This window comes from Streptomyces sp. NPDC057302 (genome assembly GCF_042667685.1).
In the GTDB taxonomy this organism is placed as follows: Bacteria; Actinomycetota; Actinomycetes; order Streptomycetales; family Streptomycetaceae; genus Streptomyces.
The window spans coordinates 53,596-74,104 of sequence record NZ_JBHUZJ010000017.1 but is presented as its reverse complement, the minus strand read 5'-3'; the positions used below and the strand labels follow the sequence as shown (position 1 = coordinate 74,104).

Sequence of the window (20,509 nt, the reverse complement as noted above, 5' to 3'; positions counted from 1 at the left end):
CCAAAGCTGGTGAGAATATTTAGACTGCTGATGCTCAACTCGGCATGCACCAAGAGGGATTACCCACCATGAACAAGACGGCGCTGCGCGCACTGCTCCGCGAACGACGCGCCCTCATTGCCCCCGAATCACACGGCTTCAGCCGCCCCACGGGCCAGGGACGCCGGGCCCGCGGCCTCTCCCAGCATCAGGTCGACCAGCTGCTGCACCGGGCGATCGGGACGTATCACCGCCTGGAGTCGGGCAGTTACCCCAATCCGCCCACTTCGCTGCTGCGGGATGTGGCGCGGTTGTTCGGGCTCAATGAGCAGGAGTGGGTTTCGCTGTGTCGGTACGCATTGATGCAGGAGCCACCGGGACCGCTGTACTCGTCATCAGGCAAGGAGATCGCCGGTGTGTGGCGGGAGGCCGTGGACGGCATCAAGCACATGGCGTACGTCACCGACGCCTCATGGGAGTTGCTCGCGCACAACGACGCCTTCGCCGCCCTGTTCCCCGAAGGCCACGTACCGAGCAACACCATGCGGTGGATGCTTCTTGACCGCAACGGCCGGGAATCTTTGACGGACTGGCGCAACTCGTGGGCGCCGATGGTTCTACCGCAGCTGCGTGCCGCGCTCACGGCCCGGCCGGACGACGAGATTCTCCGCCAGATCGAGAAAGAGGTCCTCACGGACCCCGAGATGGCCGCCCTGTACGAGACCGACGGCGCCCTGATCCATCCCGACGGGCACGAACGCCCGTTGCGCCACGCCCTGCACGGGCCGGGATGGGTGTCGATCTGCGCGGCACAACCCATGGCGGCGCCCGGTGCACGGTTGTTCATCCTCATATTCAAGGCGGGCGCACAGCGCAGTCACACTCGCGCGCCGGTACTTCGAGCCAACTGACGGCACGTCTGCCGCTGCCCTTCCCCCCGCAAGCGCAGGGGTAGGATTTCAGCCCCGTCAAGTACGTTGAACGGCACCCGCCCGCCCTAGCACCGTGGGAGCAACCGTGCCTGCCTTCGTATCCAGCCCCAGAACCGTGTTCGGCTCGCACAAGGTCACGACCGATGAGATAGCCGACAACATCCGCGCCCACCACCACGATCACCCGCGGCTCTCCTCGATCCTGCGTGTCGTGGGCAATTGCGGTGTACGCACCCGCCATTTCACCCGCCCCCTCATCTCACCCACCGTCTCCGGCACGGCCGACGTCCACGAGCGCACCCAGGCCGCGTTCGACGATGCCGTCACGATGTCCGAGCAGGCCGCCACGGCAGCCCTCGCCGCGGCAGGGCTGACGGCGGGAGACATCGACGCGATCGTCACCACGCACTCCACCGGCTGGGCCGTCCCCAACCTCGACATCCACCTCATGGCTCGGCTCGGCCTGCGCCCCACAGTGCGCCGTGTCGCACTGACGACCGTCGCCTGTGCCGGAGGCGTCCAAAGCCTCGTCCGAGCATCGGACCTCATCGCCGCGCATCCGGACAGCAAGGTCTTGGTGGTGGCGGCGGAAGTCCTCTCCACCTCCTACAACCACTCCGCCACGACCATGGAAGCGATGATCTACAAGGCGTTGTTCGCGGACGCCGCGGGCGCCGCGGTCGTCACCGGAACTCCGCTGACCGCGGGCCTGGCCATCGAGGACACCTTCGAGTACACGCTGCCCGACAGCCTCGACCGGTACAGAGGCCGACTTGACGCACGCGGGATGCATTTCGATTCCACCAAGCAGGCCCCGTCCGCCGCTGCCGAAACGTTCCCGGTCCTCATGGACTGGCTCGGGCCGCAGAATGTCGACTTCGCAGTGATCCACCCCGGCGGCCATCGCATCATCTCGGACGCCGCGAAGGCACTCGGTCTCGATGCCCATGACATCCGCCATTCCGTGGACACACTCACCGATGAGGGCAACATGGGCGGCGCGAGCGTCTTCCGGGTCCTTGAACGCACCCATGCGGCCCCGCCCGCAGAGGGTGCGCACGGCGTCTCCGTCGCCTTCGGCCCCGGCTTCGCCACCGCGGCCCTGCGCTGTCACTGGCAGGCGTAACCAGGAGCTTTCCCCCGGCATCCCACCGACGCGCCGCGCCGCGCCGCCCTCCCTCATCCTCCGTACTCACCGCCCTGGCGAGGGCAGTATGCGATGGCCGTGCACCCCAGGAGCTGCGGCCTGCCGCAGGGTCTGCGCCCAAGGGTGGAGTTGGAGCGCCACCAGCGGTAATTCGCTTGCCCCACCCCCGCCCCGCTGCTGAAGTGCCCGCATGGATCTCGAAGCGGTATTGGCGGCGTACGACCGGCAGATCCGGCGTGGCGCTCAGGCGGACAGTGCCGGTGTGTGTGTCGAGCGGGTCGGGGCCGTCGTTCGGCAGACCGGGGCCGCGCATGACTGGAACGGCGTTCACTGGGCGGATGTCGATGCGGCGACGGCCGATGCCGTCATCGCCGAGCAGGTGCGCCACTACGGCTCGCTCGGGCGCGAGTTCGAGTGGAAGCTGCACTCCCACGACAGCCCGGCCGACCTCGCCGACCGCCTGCTGGCGGCGGGCTTCGTCCCCGAGCCGGCGGAGACCATGCTGGTGGCCGAGGTCGCCGACCTGCCGACGGAGCCCGTACTGCCCGAAGGCGTACGCCTGTTGCCGGTGACGGACGCGGCCGGTGCGCGGCTGATGGCGGACGCCCACGACGTGGCGTTCGGCGAGGACAGCTCGGATCTCGGCGAACGCCTCGCCAAGCGGGTCCTCGCCCAGCTGACCGAGACCCCGGACACCATCGTCGCGGTGGTCGCGATGGCCGGCGACGTGCCGGTGAGCTCGGCCCGCATGGAGTTCTGCCCCGGCACCGACTTCGCGGGCCTCTGGGGCGGCGGCACCGCGCCCGAGTGGCGGGGCAAGGGCATCTACCGGGCGCTGATCGCCCACCGCACCCGCATCGCCGCCGAACGCGGCTACCGCTACCTCCAGGTGGACGCCACGGAGGACAGCCGCCCGATCCTCCAGCGCCTCGGGTTCGAGCAGCTGAGCGTGACGACGCCGTACGTGTACCGGCCCTAGCCCGTACCGGCGCCCGTCCCCGGGTCGATCACAGCAGCTTCATGATCGCTTCCGCCGTGTCCGTCTCGCCGAGCCTCGGGAAGACCTTCTCGACGCTGTTGCGGTGCGCCTCGGCGTCCATTTCGGTGACCGCGTCCACGGCGACCGTGACGTGGTAGCCGTGCTCGTGTGCCGCGCGGGCCGTCGACTCGACGCCGATGCTCGTCGCGATGCCGGTGACCACCACCTGGGTGACGCCCCGGCGGCGCAGCTGGAGGTCGAGGTCGGTGCCGTAGAAGGCGCCCCACTGCTGCTTGGTGACGACGATGTCGCTTTCCTGGCGGCCGAGTTCGGGCACCAAGTCCGCCCAGTCCGCGGGTACGTCGCCGCCGCGGGCGGGGCCTTCGGTACGCCCGGGGGCGCCGCCGGTGACCCGGACCAGGACGACGGGCAGGCCGCGCTCGCGGAAGGCGTCGGCGAGACGGGCGGAGCGTTCGACGATCTCCGCGGAGGGATGGACCGTGGGCAGGCCGGTGATGCCCTTCTGGAGGTCGACGATGACGAGCGCCGTGGTGGGGTCGAGGGTGGTGGCAGTCATGGCTCAGATCTCTTTCTTACGGGGGTCGTACGGGGGTCGTACGGGGATGGTTGGGGAGGGAGTTGGTCAGTCAGGGGCGGGCGCGCAAGGCCCGGTCGGTGAGGGTCAGGGCGACCAGGGCCAGCGCCAGGACGGCGCCGACCGCGGCCATGAGGTGCAGGCCCGCGTCGTCGGCCCGCTGCCCGTAGGCGAGGCCGATCAGACCGGACGCGGCGATGGCGCCGATGTACTGGGCCGTGCGCTGCAGCCCCGCGGCCGAGCCGATCGCGTCGGCCGGGGCGAAACTCGCGACGGCCGCTTGGTTGCTGGTGCCCATCAGGCCCTGCGGGATGCCGAAGCAGGCGCCCGCCAGGAGGAGCACGGCGAGCGGCGTACCGCCCGAGGTGAGGAAGAGCAGCCCGCTGCCCACGACGAGCAGGACGGAGGCGATGCCCAGCGGGGCGCGAATGCCCTTCGTACGGGCGCCGAGCAGTGAGCAGGCGAGCGCGGCGAGCGACATGGGGAGCATGACGAGCCCGGTGTGCAGGGACGAGAGGCCGCGCGCCTCCTCCAGCCACTGGGTGAATCCGTACATCACGCAGTACACGACGAGGTAGCTCAGGCCGTGCCGCAGATAGGTGCGGGCCAGCGCGTGGTTGCGGCCGAGCATGCGCAGGTCGATGAAGGGGTGCGGGTGACGCAGCTGCCACCAGGTCAGCACGGCGGAGAGCGCCGCCACGGGGGCCAGCAGCCACCACAGGGGGTGCGCCAGGTCGAGCAGGAAGACGACGAGGCAGGTCAGCGCGCCGGTGAAGAGCAGGGTGCCGAGGGGGTCGAGGCCTCCCGCGGCGCCCTTGCCCCGCCGCTCCCCTGGCGGCGGGTCCTTGGGGATCCAGCGGAGCGCCGCGCCGTACGCGAGGAGTGCGACGGGGATGTTGACGGCGAAGATGCCGCGCCATCCGGCGGTCGCGACCAGGAGGCCGCCGAGCGTCGGTCCGATCGCCGCGCTGCCGAGCGCGGCGAAGGAGAGCCGGCCAAGGACGGTGCGCGGAGTCGGCGTGCCCAGCCTGCGTGACTCGTCGCGCAGGACGGCCATGGCCGCGGGGTAGGCGGCGGAGGTGCCGACGCCCAGTAGCAGCCGGGAGACGAGCAGCCAGCCGAAGCCGGTGGCGAGCGTGCCGACGAGCCCGGAGGCGACGACGCCCACGAGCCCGCCGAGGAAGACCCGGCGCGGCCCGATGCTGTCGGCGAGCTTGCCGAGCACCGGCTGGGAGACGGCGCTCGCGAGGTAGAGGACGGACACGAGCCAGACGGTGTCGGCGGCGCCGACGCCGAAGTCGTGCCCGATCGCCACCAGGGCGGTGGAGATCATCGTCGTGTTGAGCGGGTTGAGCAGGGAGCCGAGGAGGAGGGGCGCGGTGAGCCGCGCCCCGAAGGCGGGACGCCCGTCCGCCGCCGGGCGGGCCGGCGTGGTCGTCGCCGCCCTCACTTCTGCACCAGTCGCTCCAACAGCACGATGGCATCGGCCAGTTGGCGGCGCTCGGCCGGATCGAGTCCGTCGGCCAGGGCCGTCGAGAGCCAGTCGTGCTTGGCGGCCCGCATCTCGGTGAGCGTGCGGTGCCCCGGATCGGTCACGGAGACGACGGACTGCCGCCCGTCGTCGGGATCGGGGGCGCGCTCGACGAACCCCATCTCCTCGAGGGCGGCCACGGTCAGGCGCATGGACTGGGGCCTGACGAGCTCCTCGCGGGCCAGGGCCGCGGTGGTGGCGGGGCCCCCGTGGTCGAGGCGGGCGAGCACGGAACGCTGCGTGGGGCTGAGTCCGGTCGCCGGTGTCACGCCGCGCAGGCGTCGCACGAGTCGCCGGACGACGTTCGACAGGTCGGCGGCGATCTGCTCGGGGGCCGAGTCGTCAAGGGGTGCGCTCATGTACGTCACCGTACGAGATAGACAGGCAACCTTGCAAGGCTGCCTGTCTATCTCTCTCGCACCCCTGTCGGCGGACTTGCGCCTCTGCCGGCGGGCTTGCGCCCCTGCTAGCGGATCGGCATCCCCGACAACGTGCGGGCGATCACCAGACGCTGGATCTCGCTCGTGCCCTCGAAGATCGTGTAGATCGCGGCGTCACGGTGCATGCGCTCCACCGGGTACTCCCGCGTGAAGCCGTTGCCGCCGAGGATCTGCACCGCCTGCGCGGTGACCTTCTTGGCGACCTCGCTCGCGTACAGCTTCGACATCGAGCCCTCGGCCGACTCGAACTTCTTGCCGGTGCTCGCCATCCACGAAGCGCGCCAGACGAGCAGACGGGCCGCGTCGATCTGTGTACGCATGTCGGCGAGCTGGAAGGCGATGCCCTGGTTGTCGATGATCGGGCGGCCGAACTGCGTACGCGTCTTGGCGTACTCCAGGGCCTCCTCGTACGCGGCACGGGCCGTGCCCACGGCCATGGCGCCGACCACCGGGCGGGACGCCTCGAACGTGGCCATCGCGGCGTTCTTCACGCGTTCGCCGCCGGTCTTGGCGCGCTCCCTGGCGCGGGCGAGGCGCTCGTCGAGCTTCTCCTTGCCGCCGAGCAGGCAGTGCCCGGGGATGCGGACGTCCTCCAGGACGACCTCGGCGGTGTGCGAGGCCCGGATGCCGTGCTTCTTGAACTTCTGGCCCTGGGAGAGGCCCGGGGTGTTCGGCGGGACGATGAAGGAGGCGTGGCCCTTGGAGCCGAGCTCGGCGTCGACGACCGCGACGACGACGTGGACGTTGGCTATGCCGCCATTGGTCGCCCAGGTCTTCGTGCCGTTGAGGACCCACTCGTCCTTGGCCTCGTCGTAGACGGCGCGGGTGCGCATCGCGGCCACGTCCGAGCCCGCGTCGGGCTCGGAGGAGCAGAAGGCGGCGAGCTTGACGTCGTTCACGTCGCCGTACATCTGCGGGATCCAGGTGCCGATCTGCTCCTCGGTGCCGTTGGCGAGCACGCCGACGGCGGCCAGGCCCGTGCCCATGATGGACAGGCCGATGCCCGCGTCACCCCAGAAGATCTCCTCGGTCGCCATCACGATGCCCAGGCCCGTGGGGTCGAAGAACTGCTGGGCGTAGAAGTCGAGGGAGTAGATCCCCAGCTTCGAGGCCTCCTGGATGATCGGCCACGGCGTCTCTTCGCGCTCGTCCCACTCGGCGGCGGCCGGACGGATCACATCAGCGGCGAACCCGTGGAGCCAGTCCCGGACCTCCTTCTGTTCGTCGTTGAGCTCCATGGTGAACTCGGCCATGACCCCTCCAGGACCTGCGGTGAAGACGTACGTTACTTGCGGTAACTGGAGTCTGTTACCGGCCGGTAGCCGATGTCAACTCCCGGCCGCCCGTTCGATGGGCGCCTCGCGCGGGGTGTTACGTTGCGCGTGCGGGGCGCAATCGCATGGGCGGGGAGAGAAACGCTATGGAGACCACCACACAGCAGACCGAGCAGCAACGGTCTGCCGAGCGCCGGCGGCGCGAGCTGCTCGAGGCCGCGGACCGGGTGGTGCTTCGCGACGGGCCCGGCGCCTCGATGAACGCCATCGCCGCGGAGGCCGGCATCACCAAGCCGATCCTCTACCGGCACTTCGGCGACAAGGGCGGACTGTACGCCGCGCTCGCCACGCGGCACACCGACGCGCTCCTCGAATCGCTGCGCGCCGCCCTGGACGCCCCGGCCGAGCGCAGGGAGCGCGTCGAGCAGACCCTCGACACCTACCTCGCCGCGATCGAGGCCCGCCCGCAGGTATACCGCTTCCTCATGCACCCCTCGGACGGCGCCGCCCCCGGCGAGCAGGGCTTCGACGTGGGTCTGCACTCCGCCCCGGTCCTGCGCCGCATGGGCGAGGAGCTCGCGCAGGTCATCGAGGAGCGGGTCGATCTCGGCCCGGGAAGCGCGCAGCTCGCCCGCGTGTGGGGGCACGGCATCGTCGGCATGATGCACGCGGCGGGCGACTGGTGGCTGGGCGAACGCCCCTGCCCGCGCGCCGAGTTGGTCAGCAGCCTGGCCGACCTGCTGTGGGGACGGCTCGCCGCGGCGGGCAACCGCGTCGGCGGCCCCGGGTTCTGAGGACCTGACAGGACCGGCCGGGCGCGGGGCGTCAGCTGTTCCAGGACGCCTTGGCGGCGGCCCGCAGAACCTTGCGCCGCCGCCAGCCCGTGACGTGATCGGTGTAGACGCCGCCCTCCAAGTGGTCGCACTCGTGCTGCAGGCAGCGCGCGAACCAGCCGGTTCCGTGCACCCGCACCGGCTCACCCAGCATGTCGAGCCCCTCCACCACGGCGTGGTCGAAGCGGGGCGTGCCCGCTTCGAGGCCCGGCAGCGAGAGACAGCCCTCCGGGCCGCGCACGCTGACTCCGTCCGCCTCCACGAGGCGCGGGTTCACCACGTACCCGAGATGACGTACATCGTCGTCGTCCGGGCAGTCGTACACGAAGACCCGTCGGCTCACGCCGATCTGGTTGGCAGCCAGACCCACGCCCTGGGCGGCGTACATCGTGGCGTACATGTCCTCGATGAGCCGGGCCAGTTCGGGGCCGAAAGCGGTGACCTCCTCGCAGGGCTTGTGCAGCACGGGGTCACCGAGCAGTGTCAGAGGTCGTACGCGCCCTGAGGCGCCCGGGATCGAGCCGCTTCGCATGGCGGCAAGGGTACGGTCCTTGGAAAGCCCCGGGGTCGGGGTGGTGCCGCGGTTCGGGCTTGGGAGTGGATCTCGATAGGCTGAGGTTCATCGCGTTGCCGGGGGCAGGCGCGGCGCCGTACGCAAGGAGGATCCAGAACTGATGGCAGGCAACACGGACCCGCTGTCGCCGCGGGCCAAGCTGGCCGTGACGGCGGGCAAGGCGGCCGCGGCGGTGTCGCGCGCGGCGGGCCGCGGCAGCGGATCGGTGATCGGCGGCCGCGTGTCACTCAAACTCGACCCCGACCTGCTCGGGCGTCTCGCCACGCACCTGGACGTGGTGCTCGTCTCCGCCACGAACGGCAAGACGACCACCACCCGGCTGCTCGCCGAGGCGCTGCGCGCCAGCGGGCCCGTGGTGTCGAACGCCCTGGGCGCGAACATGCCGGCCGGTATCACCTCGGCCCTCGCGGGCGGCTCGGACGCCAGGTACGGCGTGATCGAGGTCGACGAGAAGTACCTCGCCGGTGTCGCCCGTGACGTGGAGCCGAAGGCGATCGCGCTGCTCAACCTCTCGCGCGACCAGCTCGACCGCGCCGGTGAGACCCGCATGATGGCGGAGGCCTGGCGTGAGGGCCTGGCCGGATCCAAGGCGGTCGTGATCGCGAACGCCGACGACCCGCTGGTCGTCTGGGCCGCGTCCTCGTCGCCGAACGTCGTATGGGTGGCCGCGGGCCAGGAGTGGAAGGACGACGCCTGGTCGTGCCCCTCCTGCGGCGGTGTGATGCAGCGTCCCGGGGACGACTGGTTCTGCGGCGAGTGCGGCTTCCGCCGCCCCGCGCCCAGCTGGGTGCTCTCCGGTGACCACGTCCTGGACCCGCACGGTTCGGCCTGGCCGATCCACCTCCAGCTGCCGGGCCGCGCGAACAAGGCGAACGCGACCACCTCGGCCGCCGTCGCCGCCGTCTTCGGCGTGCCGCCGCAGGTCGCCCTGGAGCGGATGTACCAGGTGCAGGCCGTCGCGGGACGCTATGACGTCGTGCAGTTCCAGGGCCGTGATCTGCGTCTGCTGCTCGCGAAGAACCCCGCGGGCTGGCTCGAAACGTTTTCGCTGATCGACCCGCCGCCCACCCCGGTGGTGCTCTCCGTGAACGCCCGTGGCGCCGACGGCACCGACACCTCCTGGCTGTGGGACGTCGACTACACGCGCCTCGCCGGACACCCGATCTTCGTCCTCGGCGACCGCAAGCTGGACCTCGCGGTGCGTCTTGAGGTCGCTGGCCTTGAGTTCCGGGTCTGCGAGTCCCTCGACGAGGCCGTGCAGCTCGCGCCGCCGGGACGGATCGAGACGATCGCGAACTACACCGCGTTCCAGGACCTGCGCCGCCGCGTCGGCAACTGACCCCACCGGACCCTCTAGACCCTCGTAGGGACGAATGAGCATGAGCGACAACAGCCTGCGGCTGGTGTGGGTCTACCCCGACCTGCTCAGCACGTACGGAGACCAGGGCAACGCCCTGGTCGTGGAGCGCCGCGCCCAGCAGCGCGGGCTCCAGGTCGAGCGCTACGACGTGCGCAGCGACCAGCCGGTGCCCACCTCCGGCGACATCTACCTGATCGGCGGCGGTGAGGACCGCCCGCAGCGCCTCGCGGCCGAGCGTCTGCGCCGCGACGGCGGTCTGCAGCGTGCCGTGGGCAACGGCGCGATCGTCTTCTCGGTGTGCGCGGGCTACCAGATCCTGGGCAACGAGTTCATCAACGACCTCGGCCAGCGCGAGCCGGGCCTCGGCCTGCTCGACGTGGTCTCCACGCGCGGCGAGGGCGACCGCTGCGTCGGCGACGTCCTCGGCGAGATCGACCCGCAGCTGGGCCTGCCCTCGCTGACCGGCTTCGAGAACCACCAGGGCATCACGCACATCGGCCCCTCGGCGCGCCCCTTCGCACGCGTTTCGCTCGGCCGGGGCAACGGCACGGGCGACGGCACCGAGGGCGCCTTCAACGGCACGGTCTTCGGCACGTACATGCACGGCCCCGTCCTCGCCCGCAACCCGCTGATCGCCGACCTGCTCCTGAAGCTGGCCCTCGACGTGAACGCGCTGCCGCCGACGGACGACCGCTGGTACGAGGCGCTGCGCGCCGAGCGCATGACGGCGGCGCAGCAGCCCGCCTGAAGCACCCGCCGCACAGGTGAGCGGGGGCGTCCAGCAGTCGGACGCCCGGTGCTGCCCCGCCCCCTGCCGCCTATAGGGTGGCGGGGTTCCAGCCGGACGACGTGGTCCGGACTTCGGCCCACGTTGCAAAGGTATTCCGGGCTATGCGCATTGGTGTCCTCACCTCCGGCGGCGACTGCCCCGGTCTGAACGCCGTCATCCGTTCGGTCGTGCACCGCGCCGTCGTCGACCACGGGGACGAGGTCATCGGCTTCCACGACGGCTGGCGTGGCCTTCTCGAGTGCGACTACCGCAAGCTCGACCTGGACGCGGTGGGCGGCATCCTGGCCCGTGGCGGAACGATTCTCGGCTCGTCCCGGGTCCAGCCCGCGCATCTGCGCGACGGCGTCGAGCGGGCCAAGGGCCACCTCGCCGACCTGGGCCTGGACGCGGTCATCCCGATCGGCGGCGAAGGCACGCTGAAGGCGGCCCGGCTGCTTTCGGACGCGGGTCTGCCGATCGTCGGGGTGCCCAAGACGATCGACAACGACATCGCGGTCACCGACGTGACGTTCGGCTTCGACACCGCGGTCGGCGTGGCGACCGAGGCCCTCGACCGCCTCAAGACGACCGCCGAGTCGCACCAGCGGGTCCTGATCGTCGAGGTCATGGGCCGGCACACCGGCTGGATCGCGCTGCACTCGGGCATGGCCGCCGGGGCGCACGCGATCGTCGTGCCGGAGCGGCCCTTCGACATCGAGGAGCTGGCGCGGAAGGTCGGCGAACGGTTCTCCGCGGGCAAGAAGTTCGCGATCGTCGTGGCCGCCGAAGGCGCCAAGCCCCGTGAGGGCACGATGGACTTCGACGAGGGCACCAAGGACATGTACGGCCACGAGCGGTTCGCGGGCATCGCCACGCGGCTCTCCGGCGAGCTGGAGCAGCGCCTGGGCAAGGAGGCGCGCCCGGTGATCCTCGGGCACGTCCAGCGCGGCGGCACCCCCACCGCGTACGACCGCGTGCTGGCCACCCGTTTCGGCTGGCACGCCGTGGAGGCCGTGCACCGCGGCGAGTTCGGCAAGATGACGGCGCTGCGCGGCACGGACATCACGATGGTCCCGCTGGCCGAGGCCGTCGAGACCCTCAAAACGGTGCCGGACGAGCGCTACGCCGAGGCGGAGTGCGTCCTCTAGATCAAGGCTGAACGAACGGCCCCCGGACGCGTCCGCGTCCGGGGGCCGTTCTAGTCTGGTGCGGACACACAGCGCACAACCGCACGAATCAGGAGCCAGTGGATGGATCACAGCGGGCACGGCATGAACATGGATCTGCCGCCGTTCACGCTGGGGCGCGGGCTCGAGTTCTCGGCCGACCCCTTCTTCCTCATCGGCTGCCTGGCGGCGCTCGCGCTCTACGGCTGGGGCATGGTCCGGCTCGTACGGCGCGGGGACAAGTGGCCGGTCGGCCGCACGATCTCGTTCGTGGTGGGCGTGCTGACCATCCTGCTCGTGATGTGCACCAAGCTGAACGACTACGGCATGGTCATGTTCAGCGTGCACATGGTGCAGCACATGATCATCAGCATGCTGTCGCCGATCCTGATCCTGATGGGCGCTCCGATCACCCTCGCCCTGCGCGCGCTGCCGGTCGCGGCACGCCGGGGGCACAAGGGCCCGCGCGAGTGGCTGCTGTGGGTCCTCCAGAGCCGCTACATGAAGATCATCACGCACCCCGCGTTCACGATCCCGCTCTTCATCGCGAGCCTGTACGCGCTCTACTTCACCCCGATCTTCGACACCCTGATGGGGTCCAAGGTGGGCCACATCGGGATGATGGTCCACTTCCTCGCGGTCGGCCTGGTCTTCTTCTGGCCGATCATGGGCGTCGACCCGGGGCCGCACCGGCCCGGCTACATCATGCGGATGCTGGAGCTGTTCGCCGGGATGCCCTTCCACGCGTTCTTCGGCATCGCGCTGATGATGGCGTCCGAGCCGATGGTCGGCACGTACAAGAACCCGCCCTCCTCCCTGGGCATCGACGCGCTGGCCGACCAGACCGCGGCGGGCGGCATCGCGTGGGCGTTCAGCGAGGTGCCTTCGGTGCTCGTGCTGCTCGCGCTGCTCTTCCAGTGGTACCGCTCCGAACAGCGCCAGGCACGGCGTACGGACCGGGCCGCGGACCGCGACGGCGACAAGGAGCTGGAGGCGTACAACGCCTATCTGGCATCACTGGCCGCGCGCGGGCGCTAGCGGCGAAGGGTCTTCGCGGGTCAGGATGGTCTCAGGCCGCGGTCTTGGCGTCGAGGCGCCGGGGCTGCCGGGAGGAGGCAGGGCGATGCCTGATTCGACGAAGACGATGGGTGTATTCACCATCGGAGGATTGGTCGCGGTGACCGCGTACACGGTCGCGCTCGGGAGCAACGGCTGGCTGTGGTTCGGCTGGGTCGTGATCGGGATGCTCACACTGGCGATGGTGCTCTCGCGCAGCACCCCCTGAGGGGCGCCGCGCGGCGGCGAGGAGAGGCGCGGGGCGCTGTCGGCAGCTCTGCTGAACGCTTTGCCAAAAGCGGTCAGAAGCGGAAGACGGCGCCCGTCGAGAGGTCCATCTCGCAGGCGTTGCCGAACGTCTTGTTCCAGCTGACCGGCCTGCCGCGGTGGCTGCCCGTCGCGCTCACGGTGACCGGGGCGTACTGCTTGGTGCACATCCCCGGCTTCGCGGCCAGGGCGTCGAAGTCGCCGTGCGCCTTGTCGATCGCCGCACAGGCATCGGCCGCGTGCGGGTGGTGCGCGGGCCGCTGGGTCACGCAGTCGAGCAGGACCCCGCGGACCCAGGCGTTGTCCTGCCCGGTGACGGTGAGGAAGACGCCCTTCGACCGGGCGGGGGCCGTTCCTTCGGCCGCGTGGGCGGGCGCGGCCACGGCGAGGGAGATCAGCGCGACGGCGGTGGCGACGACGGGGCGGCGCAGGCTGGACGTGGGACGGGACCTCATGGGGACCTCCTGGGACGGTGACGTGCTGCGTCGGAGAGAGAAGCCAGGCCACCCCCGCAGCCGCCGCGCACCCGGGCGACACGCCGCCGGGTCCCTCGTACGAGGTCGGCGCGCGGCCCGTGTGGGTGTCCCCTAGGGGTGTCCCGTCGGCCAACGGACCGGGGCCACCGGCTTCGCTCCCTTCTCCCGTAGGGACGGCGCACCTAAACTGACCGCTGCGCGAGGACCCGTGACCTGCGACGACGCAGTACCCAGGCCGGTCCACCGGAGTGAGGAGCAACGGGTGTTCTATTACCTGCTGAAGTACGTCGTCCTGGGGCCGCTGTTGCGGCTCATGTTCCGGCCGCGTATCGAGGGGCTCGACCACATACCGGAATCCGGCGCGGCCATCGTGGCGGGCAACCACCTCTCGTTCTCGGACCACTTCCTGATGCCCGCCATCATCAAGCGGCGGATCACCTTCCTCGCCAAGGCCGAGTACTTCACGGGACCCGGCATCAAGGGCCGCCTCACGGCCGCGTTCTTCCACAGCGCCGGGCAGATCCCGGTGGACCGCACCGGCAAGGAGGCCGGCCAGGCCGCGATCCGCGAGGGTCTCGGCGTGCTGCGCAAGGGGGAACTGCTCGGCGTTTACCCGGAGGGCACCCGCTCGCACGACGGCAGGCTCTACAAGGGCAAGGTCGGCGTCGCCGTGATGGCGCTCAAGGCGCAGGTGCCGGTGATCCCGTGCGCGATGATCGGCACGTTCGAGGCGCAGCCGCCGGGCCAGAAGGTGCCGAACTTCCAGAGTGTGTCCATCCGCTTCGGCGCACCGCTGGACTTTTCGCGCTACGCGGGCATGGAGAACGAGAAGGCGGTCCTGCGCGCGGTCACGGACGAGATCATGTACGCCATCCTCGGGCTCTCGGGGCAGGAGTACGTCGACAAGTACGCCGCGGTCGTGAAGGCGGAGGAGGCCGAGCGGGCCGCCGCGGCGAGCAGGCGGAAGTTCCCCCGGATGCCACTGAGTTGATGCCCTGACGTACGGTCCTGCCAAGGTCATGCAGGGATGGCAGAAGGGGGGCGGCCGGAAACCCGGCCGCCCCCCTTCTGCCGCCTAGCGGCGAGCCGTTACGGCTTGGGCGTGGCGTGCGGTGCGCACGTCACGTCCTTGCTGTCCAGCTTGCCGGTCAGCAGGTATGCCTCGACACGGTCGTTGAGGCACGGGTTGACCAGGTTCGTGATGCCGTGCGAGCCGGCGTCCTTCTCCGTGATCAGACGCGAGCCCTTGAACCGCTTGTGCAGCTCGACGGCACCCTCGTACGGGGTGGCCGCGTCACGGGTCGACTGGGCGATCAGGACGGGCGGCAGGCCCTTGCCGGTCTTGACCTCGACCGGCTCGTGCTGCTTGCTCTTCCAGGTCGCGCAGGGCAGGTTCATCCACGCGTTGGACCACGTCATGAACGGGTTGTCGCGGTGGATGCGGGTGTTGTCGCGGTCCCACTTCTTCCAGCTGGTGGGCCACTTGGCGTCCGCGCACTCGACGGCGGTGTAGACGGCGTTGCCGTTCTCCGACGCGATGTTGCCCGCGGTGTCCGACAGGTCGGGGCTTGCCGCCTCGATCAGCGGCTTGGCGTCACCGGCGACGTACTTGCTGAAGTTCGTCGCGATCTCCACCCAGGCGGAGTCGTAGTACGGAGCGCTCTGGAAGTAGGCGATGAGCTCGGCGGGGCCGACCACTCCGCCCAGCGGCTCCTTCTTCGCGCCGGCACGCAGCTTGTCCCAGTTCTTGCTGACCTTCTCGGCGGTGTTGCCGAGGTGGAAGGTGGCGTCGTACTTGGCGACCCACTTCATCCAGTCCTTGAGACGGATCTCGAAGGCGACGTCCTGGTCGAGGTTGGCCTCGTACCAGATCTTCTTCTTCGACGGGTTGACCACCGAGTCGACGACCATGCGGCGCACATGCGACGGGAACAGCGTCCCGTAGACCGCGCCGAGGTAGGTGCCGTAGGAGACGCCGAGGAAGTTCAGCTTCTTCTCACCGAGCCCGGCCCGGATGACGTCCAGGTCGCGTGCGGTGTTCGGCGTCGTCATGTGCGGCAGCATCTCGCCGCTGCGCTCGGCGCAGCCGTCCGCGTACTCGGCGGCGAGCTTGCGCTGCGCGCGCTTGTCCGCCGCGGAGTCGGGCACCGGGTCGAGCTTGGGTGCCTTGACGAACTCCTGCGGGTCCACGCAGGAGATGGGCGCCGAGTGACCGACACCGCGCGGCTCGAAGCCCACGAAGTCGTACGCCTTCGCCGTCTTCTCCCAGAGCGGGGCCTTGGTGACCACGCGGTTGGGGAAGCGGAGCCCGGAGGCGCCGGGGCCGCCCGGGTTGTAGAGAAGAGCGCCCTGGCGCTCCTTCTTCGTCCCGGTGCTGCCGATGCGGTCCACGGCGAGCTTGATCTTCTTGCCGTTGGGCTTGGCGTAATCGAGCGGAACAGTGACAAAGCCGCACTTGATCGCCTTGTCCAGACCCCAGTCGGCGGGGCATGCCTGCCAGTCGATGCCTGCCTTGGCGGCGCGCTGCGCCGCGAGCGCGACACCGCGCGCCTCGGCGCTGGTGCGCTGACGGGCGTCAGCGCCGCCGCCGCTCCGGCGGGCGTCGGCACTGGCGACGGGCGCCATGATCGCGCCCGCTATGAGCGAGCCCGTGATGAGCGTGCCGGCGGCGCCGAATGCTGTGGTGCGTCTCAACTGGTTCCTCCCCCTGTCGATCTACCTGTCGATTTTCGAACAGTAGGAGGATCCTGTCGGTCTTAGGGTTCAGTGCGACAGACGCAGCAGGGGTTTCTTTACCAATCCGATAGACGGTGCACGGAACTCCGCTGAGCGGTTATGCCCCTGTTCAGGTGAGAGTGCGCAGCGCCTCGTCCAGGACGCGCCGCACCCGCAGCGCGTCGGGCGCGACCGCAGTGACGAGCACGGCGGGCCCGGCGAGTGGGGTGAGTACGGCCGACTCGCCGAGCATCGCGGGGCCGGGGCGGTTCTGCTCGAACTCCGGGCGTACGACGACGAGCTGGCCGATGGCGCGATGCCCCGCCAGGACAGCGGGGCCGTCCCACCCGCCGGGTGCTCCTGGACCGCAGGAGAGCTCCTGGTCCAGGAGGAGGCGGCCCTGTCGGCGTACGGTGAGGCGGCTGGTGAGCCGTCCCGGTTCCTCCCCGGTCCGCCCCAGCACCTGCTCCTCCCGCAGCACGAGAGTCGCGCTCGCGGCGAGCTCGGCCCGCGTGGTCACCCGCAGCTCGCTGTCGCGTACAGAGATCAACTGCTCGGGCAGCCAGCGCAGTTCCGCGTCGTCACCGACCGTGAGGCGCACGTCGTACCGCGCGGCCTCCTTCGACTGCCCCGGCAGGGCGAGCGTGGCGGCGGCCGAGCCGATCTGCAGCCGGGCGCCCTCGTGGGCGGCGGCCTCGACGGTGAGGTGATCGCCCCCGAGGGGCCCGCTCATCGCTCCTACGAGGGTGACCTGGGCCCCTGCTCCGGCCGACCGGGTGCGGCGCGGGGCGAGCGGCCCCTCGCCGTCGAGCACGGGCAGGACGGTGCCGCCCCGCCCGTTGCCCCGCGCGGTGATGCGGGCGATGCCGCGCACCCCGGATGCCACGACGGCGTGCACGGTCATGCGGACGCGGTCCAGGCGGCGTACTGGGCGCGCACCCAGGCGGCGACGGGGGCGATGCCCTCGTCCGACCTCAACGACTGGAAGATGACGGGCAGTTCGGCGCGCTGGGCCTTGGCGTCCGCGGCCATCCCCGCGAGGTCGGAGCCGACGTACGGGGCGAGGTCGGTCTTGTTGACGACGAGCAGATCGGCGGTGGTGACGCCGGGGCCGCCCTTGCGCGGGATGTCGTCGCCGCCCGCCACGTCGATGACGAAGATCTGCGCGTCGACCAGCCCCTTGGAGAACGTGGCGGTGAGGTTGTCCCCGCCGGACTCGACGAGGATCAGGTCCAGCGGCCCGACTTCGTCCTCCAGGTCCTCGACGGCCTCCAGGTTGGCGGAGATGTCGTCGCGGATCGCGGTGTGCGGGCAGGCGCCGGTCTCCACGGCGGTGATCCGCTCGGGCGGCAGGACGGCCTCGCGCAGCAGGAACTCGGCGTCCTCGCGGGTGTAGATGTCGTTCGTGACGACGGCGAGGGAACGCTCGTCCCGCAGCTCCTTGCAGAGCGCGGCGACGGTGGCCGTCTTGCCGGACCCGACCGGCCCGCCGAGCCCGATCCGCAGCGCGCGGCGGCGCCCGTCGGGGCGGTGGGCGTCGGCGCTCACGGCGGCGGATTCGTCGTGGGAGTGATCGAGATGCATGTGCGACTCCTCTGTGGTTCAGCAGTTCGTTTCGCCCTGGGCCAGGGGGCTTTGGTGCCGGAAGGCTTGGGTGCCGGAAGGCTTGGGTGGCGGTGGCTCGCGCGGGGAGGCCGGAGCCTCCTACGACGCGAACAACCGCGCGGGCCAGGCCGCATGCCCCTCGGCCCCGACTTCGAGCAGCGGCGCGGACGCCGCGGGCAGCGCGTCGATCCCCTCGGCCACCGCGCACCGCGCCGCGTCCGCCGCGGCCCGGGCGACGAGGTCGAGCTCGGGTGCCAGCCGGGCCAGCGCACCCGTGGCGTCGAATGGATCGAGGCTCAGCAGCCGCACGGTCGCGGTCGCGGGCCCGCTGACGCACTCGTACGCCGAGCAGTAGGCGGCGTCCTCGGGCCCCAGACCCGCCGCGCGGGCGGCGAGACCGAGGACGACCGGCTGGTGCGCCCCCTTGGGCCGGGCGGCGGCCAGCCGGTCGAGCGAGGGATCGGGCCACGCCGCCCGCGCGGCCCGCATCATCTGCCGCCCGAGCCGCCGCCCGGCGACCCGCAGCGCGGCCGACGGCGTCCGCGCGTCGGCGGCTTCGTCGAGCTCAAGCGGGTCGATCCCGAGGGCCGCGGCAGCCGCCAGCGCGGCGGACACGAGCCCTGTCGTGTGCAGCCGCCCCCGGCAGAACTCCTCCAGGTCGGCCCCGCCGGTGATGCGCCCCGCCTTGACGGCTTCCTCGGCCCCGCCGGAGTGCGCGTGCCCTCCGGCGGGAAACCGGCCGTCGGCCAGGACGAGTAGTGCGGCTCTGGACATGACAGCGCCCGTCAGAACAGGAAGTACCGCTGCGCGAGCGGCAGTTCGGCGGCGGGTGACGGCTCGACGAGCTCCCCGTCGATGGTGACGGCGAAGCTGTCGGGGGCCACCTCCACCCTCGGCAGGGCGTCGTTCTCGCGCATGTCCGCCTTGGTGCGCCCACGCGTCGAGCGGATCGCGGTGAACTCCTTGGCCAGACCGAGCCGTTCCGGCAGGCCGTCGTCCAGGGCCGACTGGGTGACAAAGTTGAGGGAGTTGAGGCTCGGCGCCCTCCCGTGCGCCCCGAACATGGGGCGCGGAAGCACCGGCTGCGGCGTGGGGATGGAGGCGTTGGCGTCGCCCATCTGCGCGTACGCGATCTGGCCGCCCTTGATGACCACCTGCGGCTTGACGCCGAAGAACTTGGGGTCCCACAGCACCAGGTCGGCGAGCTTGCCGCTCTCGACCGAGCCGATCATGTGGTCGACGCCCTGTGCGACCGCCGCGTTGATCGTGTACTTGGCGACATAGCGACGCGCGCGCCGGTTGTCCGCCCGGGTATCCCCCGGCAGGAAGCCACGCCTTCGCTTCATCACGTGCGCGGTCTGCCAGGTCCGCATGACGACCTCACCGATGCGCCCCATGGCCTGCGAGTCCGACGACATGATCGAGATGGCGCCGATGTCGTGCAGGATGTCCTCGGCCCCGATGGTGGTGGGCCGGATCCGTGACTCGGCGAAGGCCAGGTCCTCGGGGACGGCCGGGTTGAGGTGGTGGCAGACCATCAGCATGTCGAGGTGTTCCTCGATGGTGTTGACGGTGTGCGGCCGAGTCGGGTTGGTGGAGCTGGGCAGCATGTTGGGCAGCGACACCGCCGTGATCATGTCCGGGGCGTGCCCGCCGCCCGCGCCCTCGACGTGGAAGGCGTGCAGGGTGCGGCCGGCGACGGCCTTGAACGTGTCGCCGACGAAGCCCGCCTCGTTGAGGGTGTCGGTGTGGACGGCGAGCTGGGCTCCGGTGTCCTCACAGACGTTCAGGCAGGCGTCGATGGTGGCGGGCGTCGCGCCCCAGTCCTCATGGATCTTGAAGCTGACGGCTCCGGCCCGCAGTTGGGCGTGCATGGACTCACTGGAGACCGTGTTGCCCTTGCCGAGGAAGCCGATGTTGACCGGGCTCGACTCCATCGCCGCGAACATCCGGGCCAGATGCCACGCGCCGGGGGTGATCGTGGTCGCCTTGCTGCCCTCGGCCGGTCCGGTGCCGCCGCCGATGAGGGTGGTGACGCCGGAGGCCAGCGCCTCGTCGACGATGGTCGGCGAGATGAAGTGGATGTGGGTGTCGATGGCGCCCGCGGTGAGGATCTTGCCGTTGCCCGCGAGGATCTCGGTCTCCGGGCCGATCACCAGATCAGGGTGTACGCCGTCCATCGTGTCCGGGTTGCCGGACTTGCCGATGCCGGTGATCCGGCCGTCCCGTATGCCGATGTCGGCCTTGACGATGCCCCAGTGGTCGATGACCACGGCGCCGGTGATGACGGTGTCGGGGGCGCCTTCGGCGCGGGTGGTGCGCGACTGCCCCATCGACTCGCGGATGACCTTGCCGCCGCCGAACACCGACTCGTCGCCGGAGAGCCCGGGGCCGCCGGAGCGGTCCTCCTCGATCTCGACGAGGAGGTCGGTGTCGGCGAGCCGGATCCGGTCGCCCGTGGTGGGGCCGAACAGGTCCGCGTACGCGGCGCGGGACAGCTCAGGCATCGAGGGCACCTCCGGTCTCGCCGCGCAGACCGGGCACGATCCGCAGACCGGCCAGGGGGACGAGTTCGACGTCGACGGGGATTCCGGGCTCGAAGCGCACGGCGGTGCCGGCGGCGATGTTGAGCCGCTTGCCGCGCGCGGCGGCGCGGTCGAAGTCGAGACCGGGGTTGGCCTCGGCGAAGTGGTAGTGCGAGCCGACCTGGACGGGGCGGTCGGCGGCGTTGAGAACGGTGAGGGCGGTGACCTCGCGGCCCACGTTGTAGGCGACGGGCTCGTCGGCGAAGAGGATCTCACCGGGGATCAC

The 20,509-nt window shown here is 70.7% G+C and carries 22 protein-coding genes; 10 read left to right on the top strand and 12 right to left on the bottom strand.

Annotated features, from left to right (window positions below):
• Nucleotides 1-68 precede the first annotated feature (68 nt).
• From ACFUPX_RS15395 to ACFUPX_RS15385, 3 genes are all read left to right on the top strand, one after another.
• Nucleotides 69-890: a helix-turn-helix domain-containing protein gene (locus tag ACFUPX_RS15395; RefSeq protein WP_383321308.1), complete on the top strand. Its 822-nt coding sequence runs from the start codon at nucleotides 69-71 to the stop codon at nucleotides 888-890.
• 106 nt (nucleotides 891-996) lie between these two features.
• Entirely contained in the window at nucleotides 997-2,037 is a 1,041-nt protein-coding gene (locus ACFUPX_RS15390) for a 3-oxoacyl-[acyl-carrier-protein] synthase III C-terminal domain-containing protein (RefSeq protein ID WP_383321305.1), read from the top strand.
• A gap of 211 nt (nucleotides 2,038-2,248) precedes the next feature.
• On the top strand, nucleotides 2,249-3,037 hold the full coding sequence (locus ACFUPX_RS15385; protein ID WP_383321302.1) for a GNAT family N-acetyltransferase: 789 nt from the start codon (nucleotides 2,249-2,251) through the stop codon (nucleotides 3,035-3,037).
• 28 nt (nucleotides 3,038-3,065) lie between these two features.
• Here the strand turns inward: ACFUPX_RS15385 and ACFUPX_RS15380 are convergent, their stop codons facing one another.
• The 4 genes from ACFUPX_RS15380 to ACFUPX_RS15365 form a co-directional block, all read right to left on the bottom strand.
• Nucleotides 3,066-3,614 (bottom strand): isochorismatase family protein, encoded by a 549-nt coding sequence (locus ACFUPX_RS15380; RefSeq protein ID WP_383321299.1) that lies wholly within the window; start codon nucleotides 3,612-3,614, stop codon nucleotides 3,066-3,068.
• Nucleotides 3,615-3,684: 70 nt separating this feature from the next.
• Nucleotides 3,685-5,082: an MFS transporter gene (locus tag ACFUPX_RS15375; protein WP_383321296.1), complete on the bottom strand. Its 1,398-nt coding sequence runs from the start codon at nucleotides 5,080-5,082 to the stop codon at nucleotides 3,685-3,687.
• Nucleotides 5,079-5,522, bottom strand: a complete 444-nt coding sequence (locus ACFUPX_RS15370; RefSeq protein ID WP_383321294.1) for a MarR family winged helix-turn-helix transcriptional regulator — start codon at nucleotides 5,520-5,522, stop codon at nucleotides 5,079-5,081. The genes ACFUPX_RS15375 and ACFUPX_RS15370 overlap by 4 nt, the downstream gene beginning before the upstream one ends.
• A gap of 107 nt (nucleotides 5,523-5,629) precedes the next feature.
• Complete coding sequence (locus tag ACFUPX_RS15365; RefSeq protein WP_383321291.1) at nucleotides 5,630-6,856, bottom strand: acyl-CoA dehydrogenase family protein; 1,227 nt, start codon at nucleotides 6,854-6,856, stop codon at nucleotides 5,630-5,632.
• A gap of 167 nt (nucleotides 6,857-7,023) precedes the next feature.
• Between ACFUPX_RS15365 and ACFUPX_RS15360 the strand changes: the two genes are divergently transcribed.
• The gene (locus ACFUPX_RS15360; RefSeq protein ID WP_383321288.1) at nucleotides 7,024-7,671 is read left to right on the top strand and encodes a TetR family transcriptional regulator; all 648 of its coding nucleotides are present in this window, start codon (nucleotides 7,024-7,026) and stop codon (nucleotides 7,669-7,671) included.
• Nucleotides 7,672-7,702: 31 nt separating this feature from the next.
• Here ACFUPX_RS15360 and def read toward each other — a convergent pair whose 3' ends face one another.
• Nucleotides 7,703-8,242 (bottom strand): peptide deformylase, encoded by a 540-nt coding sequence (gene def / locus ACFUPX_RS15355; protein WP_383321285.1) that lies wholly within the window; start codon nucleotides 8,240-8,242, stop codon nucleotides 7,703-7,705.
• A gap of 142 nt (nucleotides 8,243-8,384) precedes the next feature.
• On the opposite strand from def, the gene ACFUPX_RS15350 reads away from it, so the two are divergent.
• From ACFUPX_RS15350 to ACFUPX_RS15330, 5 genes are all read left to right on the top strand, one after another.
• Nucleotides 8,385-9,623 carry a MurT ligase domain-containing protein gene (locus tag ACFUPX_RS15350; protein WP_383321282.1) on the top strand — a complete coding sequence of 413 codons (1,239 nt, stop codon included), beginning with the start codon at nucleotides 8,385-8,387 and terminating at the stop codon, nucleotides 9,621-9,623.
• 40 nt (nucleotides 9,624-9,663) lie between these two features.
• On the top strand, nucleotides 9,664-10,392 hold the full coding sequence (locus tag ACFUPX_RS15345) for a type 1 glutamine amidotransferase (protein WP_383321279.1): 729 nt from the start codon (nucleotides 9,664-9,666) through the stop codon (nucleotides 10,390-10,392).
• 143 nt (nucleotides 10,393-10,535) lie between these two features.
• Nucleotides 10,536-11,561 carry a 6-phosphofructokinase gene (locus tag ACFUPX_RS15340; protein ID WP_363207124.1) on the top strand — a complete coding sequence of 342 codons (1,026 nt, stop codon included), beginning with the start codon at nucleotides 10,536-10,538 and terminating at the stop codon, nucleotides 11,559-11,561.
• A 102-nt stretch (nucleotides 11,562-11,663) separates the two neighbouring features.
• The gene (locus ACFUPX_RS15335) at nucleotides 11,664-12,617 is read left to right on the top strand and encodes a cytochrome c oxidase assembly protein (RefSeq protein ID WP_383321274.1); all 954 of its coding nucleotides are present in this window, start codon (nucleotides 11,664-11,666) and stop codon (nucleotides 12,615-12,617) included.
• Between the two features lie 85 nt (nucleotides 12,618-12,702).
• Nucleotides 12,703-12,864, top strand: a complete 162-nt coding sequence (locus ACFUPX_RS15330) for a hypothetical protein (protein WP_190078913.1) — start codon at nucleotides 12,703-12,705, stop codon at nucleotides 12,862-12,864.
• Between the two features lie 73 nt (nucleotides 12,865-12,937).
• On the opposite strand, the gene ACFUPX_RS15325 is transcribed toward ACFUPX_RS15330, so the two are convergent.
• The gene (locus ACFUPX_RS15325) at nucleotides 12,938-13,357 is read right to left on the bottom strand and encodes an SSI family serine proteinase inhibitor (protein WP_383321270.1); all 420 of its coding nucleotides are present in this window, start codon (nucleotides 13,355-13,357) and stop codon (nucleotides 12,938-12,940) included.
• A gap of 283 nt (nucleotides 13,358-13,640) precedes the next feature.
• Between ACFUPX_RS15325 and ACFUPX_RS15320 the strand changes: the two genes are divergently transcribed.
• Nucleotides 13,641-14,369 (top strand): lysophospholipid acyltransferase family protein, encoded by a 729-nt coding sequence (locus ACFUPX_RS15320; protein ID WP_383321267.1) that lies wholly within the window; start codon nucleotides 13,641-13,643, stop codon nucleotides 14,367-14,369.
• Nucleotides 14,370-14,467: 98 nt separating this feature from the next.
• Here ACFUPX_RS15320 and ACFUPX_RS15315 read toward each other — a convergent pair whose 3' ends face one another.
• The 6 genes from ACFUPX_RS15315 to ACFUPX_RS15290 form a co-directional block, all read right to left on the bottom strand.
• Entirely contained in the window at nucleotides 14,468-16,072 is a 1,605-nt protein-coding gene (locus ACFUPX_RS15315; protein ID WP_383321264.1) for an alpha/beta hydrolase, read from the bottom strand.
• Between the two features lie 151 nt (nucleotides 16,073-16,223).
• Entirely contained in the window at nucleotides 16,224-16,997 is a 774-nt protein-coding gene (locus ACFUPX_RS15310; protein ID WP_383321261.1) for an urease accessory protein UreD, read from the bottom strand.
• Complete coding sequence (ureG, locus tag ACFUPX_RS15305) at nucleotides 16,994-17,677, bottom strand: urease accessory protein UreG (protein WP_383321258.1); 684 nt, start codon at nucleotides 17,675-17,677, stop codon at nucleotides 16,994-16,996. Before ureG ends, ACFUPX_RS15310 begins: the two co-directional genes overlap by 4 nt.
• Nucleotides 17,678-17,797: 120 nt before the next feature.
• Complete coding sequence (locus ACFUPX_RS15300) at nucleotides 17,798-18,472, bottom strand: urease accessory protein UreF (protein WP_383321255.1); 675 nt, start codon at nucleotides 18,470-18,472, stop codon at nucleotides 17,798-17,800.
• 11 nt (nucleotides 18,473-18,483) lie between these two features.
• On the bottom strand, nucleotides 18,484-20,205 hold the full coding sequence (locus ACFUPX_RS15295) for an urease subunit alpha (RefSeq protein WP_383321253.1): 1,722 nt from the start codon (nucleotides 20,203-20,205) through the stop codon (nucleotides 18,484-18,486).
• Nucleotides 20,198-20,509 (bottom strand): urease subunit beta, encoded by a 312-nt coding sequence (locus ACFUPX_RS15290; RefSeq protein WP_383321445.1) that lies wholly within the window; start codon nucleotides 20,507-20,509, stop codon nucleotides 20,198-20,200. The genes ACFUPX_RS15295 and ACFUPX_RS15290 overlap by 8 nt, the downstream gene beginning before the upstream one ends.